The sequence below is a fragment of the Maribacter sp. BPC-D8 genome (assembly GCF_035207705.1).
Lineage (GTDB): Bacteria > Bacteroidota > Bacteroidia > Flavobacteriales > Flavobacteriaceae > Maribacter.
Genome location: NZ_CP128187.1, coordinates 3296415 through 3314375, shown reverse-complemented (window position 1 = coordinate 3314375; position 17961 = coordinate 3296415). Strand labels below are relative to the sequence as shown.

The window sequence follows — 17961 nt, the reverse complement described above, 5'->3', positions numbered from 1 at the left end:
AACAACCAACAACCAACTATTCTCTCTTTACAATCATATAGAAATCATTATCTAGAGGTAAATACCCTAAATCATATAGAAAGTAATAGGTAGTCCCTTTTTTTGTGGTGTATAGATTGGTGATAAAGTCGAAGTCAAAACCTTTATCTATAAGCCGCATACGGGTGGTTTTCGTTTTGCCGTCTTTTAATTTGTAGCTATCAAGAATACGATAGTTTTTGCGAAGCTTATTATTGATATTTCTAATAAGGTTTTTGCTATCTGGGTTTACTTTATTGTTATATGTATTGCGACAGTAATCATTGCAGAACTTTTTGTCGACTCTGCCCATGACTTCTTTTCCGCATTCTAAACATTCCTTTTTCATCTATTGCCTGTGGTAATTAAAGGTGACTTCGTTCGATGTTCCGTCTTCTTCACCAACCTCAACATACATGTTTATTTCTTTGTCAGATATGCGCTCAATAGTAAAGTCATCAAAGTAATATTTGTTCTCTTCTATTTTAACTAATCTAAATTCTATATTTTCATCTCGTTCTTCCCAGCCACTTAAATTAGCATCGAAATGTTTGAGTTGTAGAATTAGCGTGCCGTCAATTTCTATAAGATGTCCGAATTCATAAAAACTTACTTCACCTTTATCAAGTAATCGAAAAGAGAACATCATGGAACCATCTGCAGGCGGACTCCATATTTCCTCCGCAATTCCGCCAAAGGCTTCTCCTTTCCAATGTCCTGCAAGCCAATCTATATTGTTTAATTTCGCAGCGGGACTCATCATTCCTTCTTCAAAAGAAACGGTATTTTGTGACTGTAGTAAACACGTCGAGGAAAGTAAGAAAAGCAGTAAAAATTTCATGTTCTAGTATTTGCAACAAGATACAAATTAAACGTTTACAAACGGCTTCACTTATTTTTCATAAAACTCTATAGGCAAGTCATCTGGATCGGCAATGAAAGTGAATCGCTTGTTGGTAAACTCATCGATACGAATAGGTTCTGCTATTACATCGTGTTTATTACAATGTGCAATAATCTTTTCTAAATCATCAACCTCAAATGCTAAATGTCTTAATCCGCATGATTCTGGTCTAGACGGTCGTTTTGGCGGATTAGGAAAAGAAAATAATTCAATTATATATTCACCTTTCAATGCCAAATCTAATTTGTAAGATTTTCGCTCTTCTCGATATACCTCTCGAATGATCTCTAACTCTAAAACTTCTATGTAGAATTTTTTAGAAACTTCGTAATTAGAGCAGATGATGGCGGCGTGGTGTACTTTGTTCATTGGGTTGTTTGGAGTTTTACAAGAGTATTAGTTAAATTAGATATTCTATATTCGTAAAAGAATGCTTAAGAAAAAATTATTTCTCTTCCCATATTTCAAGATACCGTAAAGGATACTTTCGATCTATTAGGCGCTGTTCATCTCTCATATAGTTAGTTTCTAAAGTTTTATAATCGATTGCAAATTTTTTTAAAGATTCCTCGTTCCGAAGAATAAAAACAGCTTCATGAAGTCCTGAAATCGCTTTAAAATATGTTTCAAAATTTAGTTCATTTTTCAACATAAATTTAATACCGTAATCATTATTTGCACCTATCCTTTTCTCGAGTACATTCGATAATTCTTCGTATGAAATATGTAAATCATCAATTTGACATCCATTTTTAGTTACTATAATATTTATCTCGTTTGAATATTCTTTTATTTGTTCAAGGTATAATTCTAGTTTAAAATCTTCATGAAGTTGATTAAAGGTTATTAAATGTGTTTTTTCTCTATAAACATAGTATCTATGGTCATATTCAGCTTCTTTAGGAATTACGATATAACTAATCATTTCAATATCATTTAGCGCCATACTTTTATTGATTTGGCGAACAAAACTCATAGGTATTTCTCTATCGACCTTTAAATTAACGGGCATTCCAAGTTGTAGCTCAAGAGGTAATTTGTTTTTAATTTTTAAAACCTCATTTGTAAGTGATGCAATAGTATTCTCATTGTCATCAACTAATATGATTGGTTTATTTTCATTCTTAGTTTTAACCAAAGATATATTTGGCACATAATATAATCTACGACTCTGAGTCTGATAAACATTAGATGTTGGAAGACGTAATTGATATCTTTTTTCTAATTGTTTGCTAACTACTTTTTTATTTAAAATTTTATAATCAACAATATTGATTTTTGAAAGTCCAAATGATAGTAATGAAACGACTGTAAATGATAGCATTATCCATTTATAGGCTCTTCTTTTAAAAGTCAAAAGAATTGAATTCCAAACTTGAAAAAACATTACAATGACTATAAGTATAAACACATAGTTGTTATAAGGGTACATACTAACTACATAATATCCACCAGTACCTGCCATTGCGAAAAGAATGCCGTACATGGTTGCTGTTTTTGAAAACCAAGCTAAAACGTACCAATTAAAAAACCTTTGTTCATGTATTATAGATTGAAGTCTTCCAGCTTTTAGTTTGTGTGCTTTTAAGGGTCTATGGAACCAATAAATGAAGCAAAAACTTTGACCTACAATTATAGAAATAAATGCAAATATGAGATTGTAGAAACTTACTTCAGAATCACTTAGTAGCCATAAGTCATTATCTGAAATTGAAAACCATCGAATGGCTTCACGTGTCATATATTGTAGACTATAAAGATAAAAAGCAAGAACTAGACCTAAAATGATGCCAATAGGGTATTTGTATTTTGGAACGGATAACGAATCAGGTTGTAGAAATCCTTTTTTTAAGGTCATGTAATGTTAATTAACAGGTCTTGTTTTAAACATATAAGATATTAAGAAGTTTTAATATAAGCTTGCAAGTTGCTTTTAAAGTAGGGATAGTTGATGTAGTAAAACAAAAAAGGGTGGCTTACATATTTGTAAGCCACCCCTGTATTATTGTAAAAAAGTGTTCTTATAACTTATAAGTGACTCCGATTCTACCTCCACTTACTACGTTTCCTCCACCAACTTGAAGGTTGATGGCAAATTTATCATTGAAGAAATAACGTCCACCTACTTGTAAACCAATACCGAAATTGTCAACGTCAACACCATCTACAGTGCTACCGTTAATTTTGGTAGACCAGCTGTAATAAGTCAAATTAGCGCCTGCATATAAATCCCACTGACTTGGAATTTCGAAAACTTCATTGAAGTGATAATTACCATTTCCTGTAATACCGAAAATAGTACTCTTGTAGTCACCACCAAAACCGCTACCGTAGTTGTAGGTTTGATACGATAATTCGCCTCCAACAGAGATATTCGGTGCTACCCCATATTCTAATCCTGCGTAAATAGGAGTTCCCCATCCTGAAAAGCCAAATCCTGCATTTGCTTGTAAAGCTCCTTCTTCTAATGGTGATTGTGCGTACGTAAAGCCAATAGTAAACAAGGCTAGTAATAGAGTGATTTTTTTCATGGTTAATGTTTTGATTAACAATTAATTGATAAGTGTTTTTATACTATTTAAGATGTAAATATTTGCGAAAGGTAATTAATTATTTTAAATGTTAATATTTATTAATCGTCTAATTTTGGGTTGAAATTGAAGGTTGATGGTAGTGACACTATTATCTAATTAACCATTTCTAAAACTAATTATAAAACCCTACTTTATTTCTAATTATTCCCGAACCTCATAAAATTCAATGGCTTGCACATAATTAATTGCCCCTTGTATAGTCAAATCATTTACAAAACGGTCTAGCTTTGGATGATTTACTTTCATCCAATTCACTAAAGAATCTCGGTCTTGCGCCCATGTATTCCAATTAACTTCTATGTATTCTAATTCTTCAATTTTAGAAATTTTACCTGAGGTAAAAGAAACTTTGACTTTAAATTGTAATGGATTATTCTTTAAAAAGGCATTACGAATATTCTTTTGAGTGATAGTTGCAATGACGTCATCGTTTTCTTCAACCAATTCAATTACTTGATTCGATGGTTTAAAAACGGAATCCCATTTATAAAATTCATAAAAACTATTCTTGTCAAAAGGCGTTAAAAAATCACCATTAACCATTGTAATACTATCATGTATTACTGTTTTAATTTTATTGAATTCACCAGAATCAAAAGCATTGTAATATGTAGTAACAGCCTCTTTGTGACTTAATTTTTGATTGTCACAGCTATTCAATACGCCAATTAGAAATAGAATTAAAATGGTGTTTTTCATTGGATAACTTTTATCATCTCTTTTATTTTCAATGCCTTTTCAAAATGATCTAGCTTATGTTCTAAAATCCACCACTGGGCTACTTCCATTAAAAGTTCAGGATTGTCATTTTTATTTTTGAAGAAAGCGTAGAATGAAAGACCTACATTTTCTCCTTTCGCGGCAATTTTAGCATTACAGACTTCAATGATTTTTGATTTTATTTCTTGGTTCATTTTTTAATCTATTTTTTTTCTCAAAAATCAATTCAAAATAGGAAGCCGAGCCATAAGTTGATGTGCCAGGTGCAAATATTTGAACAAACCGCCAGCCTTCTTTTGCTTTGGCGGCAATAATCTCTTTGTAGTTTGATTTTGGCTTGACTTTAAATATTCCTCCTATGGATATTTTAATATATTGATATTCGTACATAGTTTTATTTTATTTTAAAATCTTCAATTTGTGTTTCTGCAATAATCCTTCAAGATTATCTTTTGAAAATATGGCTCCTGCCATAGAATTATTATCAGGGTCGATACTAAAATTTGTTGCGCTACTAAAATCAGCTTTTTGCAGATTAGTTCTCCCAAAAACAGCTCTTTCTAGATTGCATTCATCAAATTTGGATTTGCTTAAATCGCAATCTCCAAAATCAGCTTCTTCAAGTTTACAAGACGTAAATACTTGACCTGCTAATTTTAATTCTGTGAAGATTGCAAAACTTAAATTACAATCAAAAAAAGATAAATCCATCAAAAAGGCATTGCAGGTATTAAAGGCTAGCCCCATTAGTTTACTGTGCGAAAATTTCACTTCTTTAAAAGTGGTATTTACAATATTGGCATTGCTTAAATTACAATCAATAAACTCGCATTCTAAAAAGGTTTGGTTATCTACATATCCCTTAGAGAAATCACATCCTTCAAAAATGCAATTCTCGTATTCCGCTCTAGGTAATCTAGTAGCGGTGTAATTTTCTCCTTTAAAGGTTTTATCTAGTATTAGTTTTTGCACAAGCGCTTTTAGTTTTGTTTTTCAGATAAGATGATTGCCGGAATTTCTAAACTTTGAAACATAGTATTATATGCCTCCATTTCAGAATTTATAATTTCATCATGCGCAGTTTTAAATGTATTCCACATTGCTAATAGGTCTTTTAATCGCTCTTTCGCACCAGCGGTAACTTTCGGTTCTGCAGCATCGATATAGCCTCTTAGATTCAATAATTGTGAATTCAGCTTATTTTCAAAATTGATGACATCTTGAAAGGTTTTTTGGTTAGGCTGAATTAAGTTTTCTTCCCAAGTGGTAATACGTTTGGTCAGTGAATCGCCCTGTGTTAATAGTGCTTCTGCTTTCTCATTATCTGCAAGTAATTTACCATACTGTTTTAATTGCGATTTTGCCGATTGCATGTTATTTACCGAATTGTGAATTTCAAGTACGGTAGCTTCTATGGTCATCATCATAGATTGTTGCTCTGCATAATCTGCCTTGCTTGCTTTCACCTTTGGGTGTGGTAAAATAGTTACGGTAGTTTCTGCTGTTTGCTCGCCTAATGTCAATCTCAACTGATAATCGCCAGGGCTAACGGTAGAACCATTTAATCCGCCAAGAACAAATACCTTTTCAACTGCAGGTAAGCTTTCCCTTTTAAAATCCCAAGTGAAACGGTTATATCCTTTTTTAGAGGCAAGAATAGCTGGTTTTGATGGTCCGCCTGGCCACGTTTTAAATTTCTTGTCTTTTTGATTCGTTACTGTACGTATTACTTTACCATCTTGTAGCACTTCTAATTTAAGTTCGGTACTGTCTTGTTCTTGACTCAAGTAGTAATCAAAAGTAACTCCGCTTTTCGGGTTACTTCCTAATCCTGGTAAAGGTTTTTCACTAGACCCGCCACTAAACAAATAGGTGTCTTTTGGTTTAAAGATATTTAATGCTTGTTTTGGAGTGCTGCTATTTTGCAACGCCGCCAAATCATCTAAAATCCAAAATGCACGACCCGCAGTTGCAGCCACCAAATCATTATCTTGTATAACCAAATCATTAATTGGGGTTAGGGGTAAGTTTAATTGTAAAGGCTGCCAATGTAAACCGTCATCTAACGAAACAAATAAACCGGTTTCTGTACCTGCGTAAAGAAGCCCTTTTACTTTTTTGTCTGCACGAACTACTCGTGTAAATGTATTGTCGCCTGTGATGCCATTAGTAATTTTTGTCCAAGTATTTCCATAGTCCGTGGTTTTGTAGATGTAGTTGGCAAAATCCATCGACTTATAGCGCATTAATACAATGTAAGCTGTTGCTGGATCATGTGGAGATACCTCAATACTATTTATAATACCTTCTTTTGCACCAGCGGGAGTAACATTTGCCCAATTCGCTCCGCCGTCTTTGGTTACATGCACCAAACCATCGTCGCTACCAGACCAAATAACACCTTCTTCATGCGGAGATTCAGTTAAATAAGTTAGTGTATTGTATATCTCACCACCGGCAGCTTCATTGGTAAACGGACCGCCACCAAGACCATGCTTGTCTTTTTCGTCTTTGGTTAAATCGGGACTTATAACTGTCCAACTTTGACCTTCATCTGTTGATCTAAAAACAACGTTGCCACCATGGTAAATGGTTTTTCTGTCGTGTGGAGAGGTAATTATCGGTGCATTCCAGTTGTAACGGTATTTTGCATTTTCTGGAGAGATGCTCAAACCTAATTCTGGGTATTCTTTTATAGATTTAGATTCTTTCGTATTCGGATCCCATTTGTCAATATTACCTTGGTATGTTCCACCATAAATCAACTCTGGGTTATCTGGGTCGAATGCTAAAAAGGCACTTTCGCCACCAGCTACAGCATACCAATCTTTCCAGTCTATGCCACCATCATTTGTTCTAGATGCAATCGCAACAGTAGAATTATCTTGCTGACCACCATACACATTATATGGCACTAGATTATCGGTAATTACTCTATAAAATTGAGCTGTATTTTGATTTTCTTGCGTGCTCCAACTTTTTCCTCCGTTATTAGAAACATTAGAACCACCATCGTTTGAATTTATCATGCGTTGATTGTTCAATGGGTCTATCCATAAATCGTGATTATCACCATGCGGAGTAGAAAGCGGTGAAAATGATTTACCGCCATCTATTGATTTCGTTACAGGCGCATTTAATACATAGACAATATCTTCATTTTGGGTATCTGCAAAAATCTCCATGTAATACCAAGAGCGTGTAATATTGATACGGTCTTTATTGATAAGCGTCCATTTTTTACCTGCATCGTCAGAACGGTATACACCACCTTTTTCTCCCTCTGCTTCGATAACAGCAAATACACGTTCTGGGTTGGCCCGAGAAACAGAAATACCTGCTTTACCCATTTCTTTAGGTAGCCCTTCTTTTAATTGTTCCCAAGTTTCACCACTATCTGTCGATTTGTAAATTCCTGAATTTTTGCCTCCAGATTCCATCGTCCACGGAAAGCGTCTGTGTTGCCACATTGCTGCGTATAAGATAGTAGGGTTGGTCATATCCATCGATAAAGCAGAAGCTCCAGTTATAGTATCTACAAACAGAACATTTTTCCAAGTTTCGCCACCATCGGTAGATTTATAAATACCGCGTTGCGATGATGGTCCGTATTGTGCACCTTGAGCAGACACCAATATGATATTGGGATCAGTAGGGTCTATAATAATGTCAGAGATATGTCTTGTTTCATCAAGCCCCATATGTTTCCATGTCTTACCAGCATCTGTAGATTTATATACTCCGTCACCCATAGAGGTCATAACACCACGGGCAGCATGTTCGCCCATACCGGCAATTACAATGTTCGGGTTGCTTTCAGATACGGAGATTGCTCCAACTGTAGCAGTCTTTAAAAATCCGTCAGAAATATTTTTCCACGTGATTCCGTCATCCGTTGTTTTCCAGATTCCGCCACCAACAGTACCCATGTAGTACACCATTGGTTGTCCAAGAACCCCAGTTGATGCAACACTGCGCCCGCCTCTGAACGGACCAATATTTCGCCATTTTAGTCCCGTGAAAAGAGAATCTTCTAATTTAATGGTCGGTTCTGAAATTTTGTTTTTTCTACGTTGAGATTGTAGGGCTAAAGGTGCCATAATGATGAGCACGAGTAGTAGTCTGATAGTTTTCATGGTGTGGTCTGATTTGTTGTTGAGTAGGGAAGATAATAAAAGCCTTTGTAAATCGGTAGTCTATAAATTGAATTTGCTTATTCTAAGTTTAAGGGCTTAATTTTTATCGTTTTAACTAATATCAATTTGCTAAAATGCTAAATTGGTTTTAATGTTGGTGCCGCTTCTTTATTCGCTTTTATCTGGTTAAGTTAGAAGGAGTATGATACACCAAACTAGAGATTTAAAGCAAGAAATAACTACTGAAAAATTAAAAGAATACTTTCCGAACGGAGAATTGAAAACATACCAAAAAGGGTATGCTATCAGTTATATTCATAAAAAAGTTAGAACCTTTAGATGGCTGATAGAAGGTAGTGTCAATTACTATATTTCACTTGACAACCCAGAGAGCGATATTCTCGTTTGCCAAAACTCAGAACCTTTTTCTACTATTGGATTAAACGGATTCAATACACCCAAACGGTTTACTTATAAAGCAACCGTAGCCTCACCAAAAGCATCTTTTTTTGAAATACCATTTCATGAGCTAGATGCCTATTTGAAAAAAGGGCATCAGAATATCTTACTTAAAAACATTGGAGCAAAATTGTATCGTGTTTTGCATACGGCTTTAACTAAACAAACGGAATTGTTGAGTCCTGTACGGTTTCAGCCCTTTGTAGAAGATCGACAGTTTTTTATATCTCCCGTTGCCGAACAAGAAGAGATTGTTTCATTAATGCGACGTTCTCCTTTTCTTGATTATTTTGAAGAAAAAAACTTAATGGCGTTAGCTGCGTTGGCAGAACGTAGAGAATATGAGCCAGATGAAGTTTTGTATGTACAAGATGGTTCAAGTAACGGATTGTTTATTCTTATTCATGGAGAAGTAACGGTTAAGCGAATAGAGAATACGATTGAGATCAAACAACGTTCTATTAAGAATTCCGGATTTATATTTGGATGGTCTTGCCTTTTAAAGGAAAAAGATATTTGTTCAGCTATAACGAATACAAAGACTTCGGCTTACTTTATCCCTGATGGCGAGTTAATGAAACTATTTCAGATAGATGATGCTTTTGAAGGTCAGTTTTATCAGCGATTATTGTGGCTAATGGGGAACCAGTTAAATGCTGCTTTTGTAAGGTATGTTGGCTTGTTGGGTAAACATAATCTACAAGCGGTCTATCAATTGATCAAAAATAATAAATCGCGGTTATTGTTATCCTCACCTTTACATCAAGTGCCGCATCTTTTAAAAAGTAATACGACTAAGCAATTCGCCTATGATGCGTTGACTAGTTTGGTAAAAAAAGGGACTGCTTTAGAACGCCATATTGCATCGTTGAGTTTAGAGTTATTGGGTGAGGATCAAAAGGAGCATGAGTTTATAAGCGGTTTACAGCAGATTTATGAGAATGTGGCTGAAAAGAACAGTAAAGATGCCAAGCAAAATAGAAAGGTCTGTGCAGAGCTAACGATGAAAGTGTTTAAAAACGTGCCTTATATTGTTGAAGGTTGGGAAAACTTACCTGACGATACTGGTAATATTTTTATCTATAACCACTTAATCAATGACCCGCATTATACCTTAAATAATAATTTTCAGATTACCCTAGATTCACATTTTCTAAGTGCCATGGTTTTGCATAAAAAGTATGAAGAGCCAGGTATTCGTACGGTTAGAATAGGGCAAGGGCAAGAATACGGTCATCAGAATTACTACGATAACCTTGGCTATATAAATGTGTATACTAAAGAATCTGATGAAACTTCTAACAATAGAAAAGAAGAGGCAAGAAGCATCTTCTATAATGAAGCCTCAAAACATTTGCAGCAAGGTTATAATTTAATAATTAGTCCCGAAGGCACTTCTTATAGAACAGACGAATCTCCGGGTCCTTTTAAAATGGGCGCTTTCAAATTGGCATTACATACCGATCCAGAACCTTATATAATACCTGTGGTTATGGTGAATTTTGATCAGAGAATAGGGAAGTCTTTATACTACTGTGCTATAAAAGAACCTTTTTTACTGAGTGAAAAAGTACCTTCTAAAAGTAACGAAGATCTATATGCTTTTATGGAGCAGTATCAGGCGGAATATCAAGGGTATGTGAAAAAGGCTATCGAAAGAGCGGAGCAGTTAAATGTATCTAGCTCGGGTGCCGACAATTTAGAGGAGCCACCTGCTATTTGGTGTAATGAGATCAAAAGATTGAAAAGACGTATTGATAAGTTGCCGACTCAAGAAAACTTAATTGCTTTTTACGGCAGTTCTTCGGTGCGTTTGTGGGTAAATATGAAACGTGATTTGAGTCCGTTCAATGTGGTGAACCTTGGTTTTGGCGGATCAACATTCGCTTGGTGTATTCATTATTTTGATGAGATTTTTACCGAAGCTAATCCGTCTAAAATTGTGTTGTACGCAGGAGAGAATGATTTGAATAGTGGTAAAACTCCCCAAGAGGTACTTTCTGGTTGTATGGAATTGGTGGGCTTAATAACTAATAAGTATCCTGATGCAGAATTGGCATTGATCAGCTTAAAACCGAGTGTAGAGCGAGAAGCTTTGATTCCGCTTATAATGGAAACTAATTTAATGCTGTCTAAGTATTTTATTACCGAACTGAATGCACAATACATTAACGTATTTGCACAGATGATTACGACGGATAATAGACCGATACCAGAATTATACCTTTCTGACGGATTGCATTTAAACAAACAAGGCTATGCACTGTGGAGTACTGCCATAAAGAAAGCACTACAAGCAGCGGATAGCCTTGAGCTTGAAAATCAATTATAATTAGTTATTCGTCTTGACCACCTTTGCGTTGTGGTGTTCTTGGTGTTGGCCATTCTCCTTTTTTACCAGATCTTGGGTTAATACCTAACACAGCTTTTTCACGCGATGTTTTCTCAGGGTCTTCACAAGCCATGTAAGTTAATATGGCAGTTAGAATAGCATTGTTACGTACATCATCGAATACTATTTTGTCATAGGTATCTAAATTGGTGTGCCAGGTGTAATTCCAATAATCCCAACTAAGAGAGCTTAATGAAAACGCAGGTGCACCAGCAGCTACAAAAGATGCATAGTCTGATCCACCACGACTAGGAGAACCTGGAAAGGTAGTTTCTATTTCATTTTTATACGCTTCTGGTACGGCTTCTAACCAACGCCCTAAATAATCATAGGCATGTAGAAAACCTTGTCCCGATAAACGAACAACACGACCTGTACCATTATCTTGATTAAAAACAGCTTGTACACCTGCTACAATTTCTGGGTGATCTGCTACAAATGAGCTAGAACCATTTAAGCCTTGCTCTTCGCTTCCCCAATGTCCAATTAAAATAGTTCGTTTCGGATTCGGATACACCTTTTTAAGAATACGTGCAGCTTCTAACATGGTAATTGTTCCTGTGCCATTATCTGTTGCGCCTGTTCCACCATCCCAAGAATCGAAATGAGCAGAAAGAATTACATACTCATCTGGGAATTCGGTACCTGGTATAGTTGCTATGGTATTGAATGCTGGTACTACACCTAAATCTTTAGATTCCGCCACTATTTTAATTTTGGTATCGGCGCCATGTTCTACCATTCTGTATAACATTCCGTAGTCTTCTAAAGAAATATCTACTGCGGGAATTTTATCCGTACCTGCACTGAAAATTTTATTAGCCCCAAAACCTTCAGACCATCTAGATTGTGCAATACCTACGGCACCTGCTCTTTCAAATGCAGAATTGATATTTCTACTCGTGTAGCCTGTATTGTTAATATTCTGTCTCCATATTTTTTCGATAGAATCGCGCTCCGTTTTCATTTTCTCGAAGGATGCTTTTGTCGCATATTCTTCCCAGTTTTCATCTGGTCTACCTGTAGGTTGCAACATACTAATCATTACTATTTTTCCTTTCACATTAGGAAGCCATTTTACAAATGATAATGAGTCTTTAAAGCTTGGTAATGTAATTAATGATGCAGTAACACCTTTAGCGCTCGTACCAGGATTCCATGCTAATTGAGTAGCGTGAAGTGATGCTACTCGTGGCGATACCATGTCTACATGAGTAATACCTCTTTGCCAACCCTTCCAAGTTCCCCATTGTTGGTTTTCGGCAGAAATCCCCCATTTTTTATAGGTGTTTATTGCCCAGTCATGTGCTGTTTTCATTTCTGGAGTACCTACTAAGCGTGGTCCGTTGAGGTCCATTAATTCGTAAGCCAATTGCTCTAATTGAGAATTTTCAACGCCTTCTTTTTCAATGGCATTAACGATGTCTTCTGTGGATTGAGAAAATCCGAAAGTGGCGCATAATAAGTATGCACCAAAGAGTAGTCCTTTTTTCATGTTCAAGATAGTTTGTTAGTTGAACTAAGGTACTCATTTAAGGGCGTAAGCGATGTGTTAAAATTTATCGGATTTCTGAAGGAAACGAGGTAGACTTTCTTTGATTAAATAAGCCCAATTTTCCTCACCCATTTATTCTTAAGTGCGATTTAGTTATTGAGTATTAATTAGTTTAAGGTAAATGAATTATCGATAGATGAAAGATTTTTAAAACTATTATTTGAGCTTCTTATCTAGTGCTAAAATAGTCTGCAATAGTACATTGGCACCATTTGCCATATCAATTGCTGAGGTAAACTCTTTCGGAGAATGACTAATTCCATTTTTACTCGGAACGAATATCATTCCCGTTGGTGCTATAAGTGCCATGTCTTGCGCATCATGACCAGCGCCACTTGGCATTGATTTGTAACTCAATTTAAGTAACTGAACACTTTTTTCGATTTCAGATTGTATGGTTGAATCCATAATAGCTGGGTCTGCTGTAGTATCCAGTTTTTTAAAGGAAATTTCAACTCCCGATTCTATACTAATTTCTTCTGCTCTTTTTTCGATAGCAGTATATACCTTTTCAATAACTTCAGAAGACAAATCTCTAATTTCAAGACTCGTAACCACATGACCAGGAATTACATTCGGTGCACCTGGTTCTGACTTTATTCTGCCTACCGTAGCAACTTGTGCACCATCAAAACTAGTGGCAACTTCATTAACGGCAATGATGAATTTTGAGGCTGCTAAGAGCGCATCTTTTCTAGCATTCATTGGTGTAGTGCCGGCATGGTTGGCAAAACCGTTGAATTCAACATCCCACCATTTTAGTCCTACAATCCCTTTTACAATACCAATTTCTAAATTTTCTTTTTCAAGAGTGCCTCCTTGTTCAATGTGTAGTTCTATAAAGGCAGCAACGTCTCCTTTTTTACGAGCCACTTCTGCTAGTCTGGTGGTATCTCCGCCTAATCTCATCATACCTTCGCCAATGGTATATCCTGTTGAATTTTTAACAGTAAAAGCACTTTCTTTCAAATGTCCGGCGATTGCCCTACTACCTACAACACCACCTTCTTCATTAGAGAAGATTATAATTTCTAATGGATGTTTCGTTTTAACGTTGTTTTCATCTAGGGCCTTAAGAATCTCTAATGAAGCCATACTGCCAACACAACCATCATAATTACCACCATGTGGAACGCGGTCTATATGTGAGCCAAATGAAATAGGTTTCATATTTGGTTTTGTCCCTTTTCGTATTCCAATAACATTGCCAGCAAAATCGATATGGGTTTCAATATCCATGGCTTTTAATTGTTCAATAACCCATTGCTGGGCAGCAACATCGGCATCACTAAAAGCAACACGTTCTGTTTCGCCATTTTCTTGAATCCCAAACTGAGCAAGATTCATAATGCGTTTTTCCAATCGGTCTTGATTCACCGAGATTTGAGCATTTATACTCAATAATGGACAAATAATTAAAATTAGGGTAATTATGATTTTAAAAGTTCTCATATTTATTTTTAGCTTATTCCTAGTTCATTTCTATTAAAAATACAATTCGCCATTGGGACTTCATCTCTTAAAATTGCCAATGTGTTCGCAATTGTCATTGTACACATTTTGGTGTACGTAGTTTTTGTTAAACTACCTAAATGGGCAGTAACAAGAACATTGTTTAATTGTAATAAGGGCTCGTTCTGAGCAGGTGGTTCTTGAGCCAAAACATCGGCTGCAAAGCCCCCTATTTTGTTATTCTGTAACGCGTTGAGTAATTCTTTCTGGTCAATGATTCCACCTCTAGCTGTATTGATTAATAAAGCTGAAGGTTTCATTTTTGCAAATGCCAATACATTAATAAGATTTTCTGTTTTGGGACTTAAGGGAAGGTGTAAACTAATACTGTCTGATATTTTTAAAAGTTGGTCGAATTCAACAAACGAGTAAGGAACATCTTCTTTTTTAGAACTCCAATATACTATATTCAAACCCAAGGCTGTAGCGATTTTGGCTACTTTTTTACCAATATTCCCCATACCGATTATACCCAAGGTTTTTCCGTGGGTTTCATCACCAACATATGTGCCTCGATCTGTCCATCTGTTTTCTTTGACCATGGTTACGGCAGTATATAAATTGCGCTGAAGCATTAGTAACAGCGCAATGGTATGTTCAGCTATTGTGTCCGCATTAGAATTGGGTGCATTTACTACTTTAATACCTCTTTTGGTAGCTTCAGAAACATCAATATTATCTAAGCCAACACCGCAACGTGATATTACTTTTAAGTCAGATAATTGTTCCATTAATGAATCTCGTACCTGACCTTTACCGCGTGTAATGATAGCATCAACCTTGTTGTTCTGAATTTGACTTTTTAGTGATTCTTCATCATATCCAGTTAAAATATTCATGTCTAATGCTTCTTCCAACATGCGCATTGCATCATCGGCAACCGTTTCCAGCAAAAGGATATTCTTACTCATTTGATTTATGGTAAAGGGTAGCGTCTTTAGATTTGTATCCGCGGAAATCATTTCTTCCCGACACATAAATACCTTCTTTAAACAATTCGTCTTCAAAAATCTTCGGGTCTATATAGTCACCAGGTACAGAAGAAAGCTCTACTAAGTTTCCCGATGGGTCACGAACAAACATTTGAATGGCGCCATCTGGTAATTGACGCACATTGCCCCAGGGTTTAATATCGATAGCACCAAGCTCCTTCATCCGAAAGAACATCGAATTAATATCATCCACTTGGACACAAATATGACCTCTGAATGAAAATTCATCTTCCCACTCGGTTAAATGTAATTGTTGCTCTTCGTTAAACTTAAAAAAGGCTGTTGGGTAATCAAATAAAAATGCAGGAATAGCTTCTAAGCCCAATTCTTCTTCATAAAATTTACATGCCTCTTCTAAATTGCTTACTACCAAAGCAACGTGATTAATATGTACCGCCTTTGCCATAATTTATTGTTTAAAGTCTTTTACAAAATCCCAATTCGGAGTCAATCCTAATCCTGGTCTATCGGGTGCTATAAGCATTCCTTCTTTGTCGACCGTAATGTCTTCTTGAACCAAATCATACATCATTGGGTTTCCTCCTAAAGAGAACTCAATAACATTTGCAGACGGTGAAGCGAAGGCAACTGAAAGACCTGCCATAAAAGAAAATGCAGACCCCCAACAGTGTGGTGCCAATTCTAACTGATAGGTATGTGCCAATTGCGATACGCGCATGGCTTCAGTGATTCCGCCAATAATAGCACAATCGGGTTGCAATACATCTAAAGCACGTTCGGCTATTAAATCGCGAACATCAAAAGCGGTGTACTCACTTTCACCTGCCGCAATGGGTATAAAAGTATTTGCACGAACCTCGGCAGTGCCTATTTTGTTATCGGGACTAATAGGTTCTTCGAACCAATAAAGATTGCAATCTTCTACGCCTTTGGTAAATTGTTTTGCTTCGGGCACACTAAAAGTACCATGAGCATCAGTCATTAATTTTATATGGTCAGGTAAAGCCTCACGAGCTGCTTTTACCCGTTTTATACTTTCAGCAACGGTTTGGTCCATAATGCCAACACGCATTTTTACTCCGCTGAATCCTTTAGAGGTGTAGCCTAATAATTGGTCACCAATGGCGTCTGCTTTTGCCCATCCGCCACTTGCATATGCTGGCATTTTATCGCGACAGCTTCCACCTAACAAGTTAACAACGGGAGTTTGTAACGATTTTCCTTTAATATCCCAAAGAGCAGTGTCAATTCCGCTCATGGCAGAAATGGTCAATCCCCTTCTTCCTAAAATCGGAAATTTTCTACCTCTAGAAAGTGAATAGTGGTCTCTGGTGCCATTATAGACATGTTCCCAAATACGAGAAATATTGCGGGCGTCTTTACCAATAAGTTGAGGTTTTAATTCATTCTCAATACAACTAACGATAGATGCGCATGAACCCGATGAACCCACTGCTGCTTTTGCTTCGCCAAAACCTTGTATGCCGGTATCTGTAGTTACAACGACCAAAGTCATATCGAAATTTGTCAATAAGCCATAGTCAGAAAAGTGTTGTTTTTCTTTAGGTATAGGGCAGCGTAACCAAAATGCTTCTATATTGGTGATTTTCATTAGATAAGTGTTTTTAGGGTATCAATAGATTTTTTGGTAAGCATCGTATAAAACTCATCGGTAGTGGCTGAACTACCATGGTCTTCCAAGAATTTCTTCTGTTCGGCAGTTAACCCTTCGGGATTTGCTTCAACCGAATTCTGAAACGGATTAGCGGGAGTTCTATCTAAAGGAGCACAAAATTCTACGGATAGTACTTTGTTGTATTCGATTTCTTTAAGCGTGTCAATTATTTTAGACCAATTTAAATGACCCATACCCGGAGCCATTCTGTTATTGTCTGCAACATGAAAATTCACTAGTCTCTTACCAACTTTTTTTATGGTGTCGTACATATTCACCTCTTCTAAATTCATATGAAAGGTATCTAAGCAGACTCCGCAATTAGGACCCACAGCTTCAGCTAACGCCAATGCCTGTTCACCACGGTTAATGAAATAAGTTTCAAAACGGTTTATAGGTTCTATACCAATTTGTAGACCGTGATCTTCGGTGTATTTATAGATTTCTTGTATTCCCTCAACTGCCCATTCCCATTCCTCGTCTTGTTTGGCATCGGGTACAATTTTACCAACGGTAGCTGGCACTAATGAAATAACATTGCCACCTAATTGATAGACCATTTTTGCAACGTCTTTTACATACTGAACCGACATTTTTCGTTGTGCTGGATCCTTCGCAAGTAAATTTCGTTGCTCTAACATTAAGGTGACGGAACCCCAACATTTTATACCGTACAAATCTAAAAGCAGTTGCGTTTTTTTAATGTCGTAACTCTCAGGTGCACCTTGTATTTCTATGTGCGTGTAATCTAATTTGTTGATTCTATTGAGTGTGTGCTCAAGAGATTCGGCACGCATCCAATTATGTATGGCTAATTCCATTGTTAAATACTATTGATTTGTTATCCGATAAATTCTATTTTTCTATTAGATCCATCGCAAAATGGTTTGTTTTCTGAAATTACGTAACGACAAAACTGATGGTATCTTCTTTTGTGTCAATTTCACCTTATGCTAATTGGACCTGTATATTTTAAAGGTTTTAAGGTAGGAAAAAAATGTTTCTTTTGATTGGCATGTTGACATCGAATTGTGAAATAGTGT

The 17961-nt window shown here is 36.2% G+C and carries 17 protein-coding genes; 1 reads left to right on the top strand and 16 read right to left on the bottom strand.

The window, feature by feature from the left end; translation table 11 throughout:
- Positions 1-16: 16 nt before the first annotated feature.
- The 10 genes from QSV08_RS14550 to QSV08_RS14505 form a co-directional block, all read right to left on the bottom strand.
- On the bottom strand, positions 17-367 hold the full coding sequence (locus QSV08_RS14550; protein WP_073241936.1) for a hypothetical protein: 351 nt from the start codon (positions 365-367) through the stop codon (positions 17-19).
- Positions 368-859: a DUF6265 family protein gene (locus tag QSV08_RS14545; protein WP_324024296.1), complete on the bottom strand. Its 492-nt coding sequence runs from the start codon at positions 857-859 to the stop codon at positions 368-370. It abuts the gene before it with no gap.
- Positions 860-910: 51 nt separating this feature from the next.
- Entirely contained in the window at positions 911-1291 is a 381-nt protein-coding gene (locus tag QSV08_RS14540) for a VOC family protein (RefSeq protein ID WP_324024295.1), read from the bottom strand.
- Between the two features lie 76 nt (positions 1292-1367).
- Positions 1368-2780, bottom strand: a complete 1413-nt coding sequence (locus QSV08_RS14535; RefSeq protein WP_324024294.1) for a hypothetical protein — start codon at positions 2778-2780, stop codon at positions 1368-1370.
- Positions 2781-2943: 163 nt separating this feature from the next.
- Positions 2944-3453 carry an outer membrane beta-barrel protein gene (locus tag QSV08_RS14530; RefSeq protein ID WP_324024293.1) on the bottom strand — a complete coding sequence of 170 codons (510 nt, stop codon included), beginning with the start codon at positions 3451-3453 and terminating at the stop codon, positions 2944-2946.
- Between the two features lie 204 nt (positions 3454-3657).
- A complete protein-coding gene (locus QSV08_RS14525) occupies positions 3658-4215 on the bottom strand; it encodes a hypothetical protein (protein WP_324024292.1) in 558 nt (185 codons plus the stop codon).
- Positions 4212-4430 (bottom strand): DUF6500 family protein, encoded by a 219-nt coding sequence (locus QSV08_RS14520; RefSeq protein WP_324024290.1) that lies wholly within the window; start codon positions 4428-4430, stop codon positions 4212-4214. Before QSV08_RS14520 ends, QSV08_RS14525 begins: the two co-directional genes overlap by 4 nt.
- Positions 4399-4626 carry a DUF4177 domain-containing protein gene (locus QSV08_RS14515; protein ID WP_324024289.1) on the bottom strand — a complete coding sequence of 76 codons (228 nt, stop codon included), beginning with the start codon at positions 4624-4626 and terminating at the stop codon, positions 4399-4401. Before QSV08_RS14515 ends, QSV08_RS14520 begins: the two co-directional genes overlap by 32 nt.
- 9 nt (positions 4627-4635) lie before the next feature.
- Positions 4636-5208, bottom strand: a complete 573-nt coding sequence (locus QSV08_RS14510) for a pentapeptide repeat-containing protein (RefSeq protein WP_324024287.1) — start codon at positions 5206-5208, stop codon at positions 4636-4638.
- Between the two features lie 8 nt (positions 5209-5216).
- Positions 5217-8372, bottom strand: a complete 3156-nt coding sequence (locus tag QSV08_RS14505) for a WD40/YVTN/BNR-like repeat-containing protein (protein ID WP_324024285.1) — start codon at positions 8370-8372, stop codon at positions 5217-5219.
- 202 nt (positions 8373-8574) lie between these two features.
- Between QSV08_RS14505 and QSV08_RS14500 the strand changes: the two genes are divergently transcribed.
- On the top strand, positions 8575-11163 hold the full coding sequence (locus QSV08_RS14500; RefSeq protein ID WP_324024283.1) for a cyclic nucleotide-binding domain-containing protein: 2589 nt from the start codon (positions 8575-8577) through the stop codon (positions 11161-11163).
- 4 nt (positions 11164-11167) lie between these two features.
- On the opposite strand, the gene QSV08_RS14495 is transcribed toward QSV08_RS14500, so the two are convergent.
- The 6 genes from QSV08_RS14495 to QSV08_RS14470 form a co-directional block, all read right to left on the bottom strand.
- Positions 11168-12718, bottom strand: a complete 1551-nt coding sequence (locus QSV08_RS14495) for a M20/M25/M40 family metallo-hydrolase (protein WP_324024281.1) — start codon at positions 12716-12718, stop codon at positions 11168-11170.
- A gap of 216 nt (positions 12719-12934) precedes the next feature.
- Complete coding sequence (locus tag QSV08_RS14490) at positions 12935-14230, bottom strand: Zn-dependent hydrolase (protein ID WP_324024279.1); 1296 nt, start codon at positions 14228-14230, stop codon at positions 12935-12937.
- An 8-nt stretch (positions 14231-14238) separates the two neighbouring features.
- A complete protein-coding gene (locus tag QSV08_RS14485) occupies positions 14239-15201 on the bottom strand; it encodes a 2-hydroxyacid dehydrogenase (RefSeq protein WP_324024277.1) in 963 nt (320 codons plus the stop codon).
- The gene (locus QSV08_RS14480) at positions 15194-15688 is read right to left on the bottom strand and encodes a VOC family protein (protein ID WP_324024276.1); all 495 of its coding nucleotides are present in this window, start codon (positions 15686-15688) and stop codon (positions 15194-15196) included. The genes QSV08_RS14485 and QSV08_RS14480 overlap by 8 nt, the downstream gene beginning before the upstream one ends.
- A gap of 3 nt (positions 15689-15691) precedes the next feature.
- A complete protein-coding gene (locus tag QSV08_RS14475) occupies positions 15692-16855 on the bottom strand; it encodes a mandelate racemase/muconate lactonizing enzyme family protein (protein WP_324024275.1) in 1164 nt (387 codons plus the stop codon).
- On the bottom strand, positions 16855-17739 hold the full coding sequence (locus QSV08_RS14470; protein WP_324024273.1) for a sugar phosphate isomerase/epimerase family protein: 885 nt from the start codon (positions 17737-17739) through the stop codon (positions 16855-16857). The genes QSV08_RS14475 and QSV08_RS14470 overlap by 1 nt, the downstream gene beginning before the upstream one ends.
- Positions 17740-17961 lie beyond the last annotated feature (222 nt).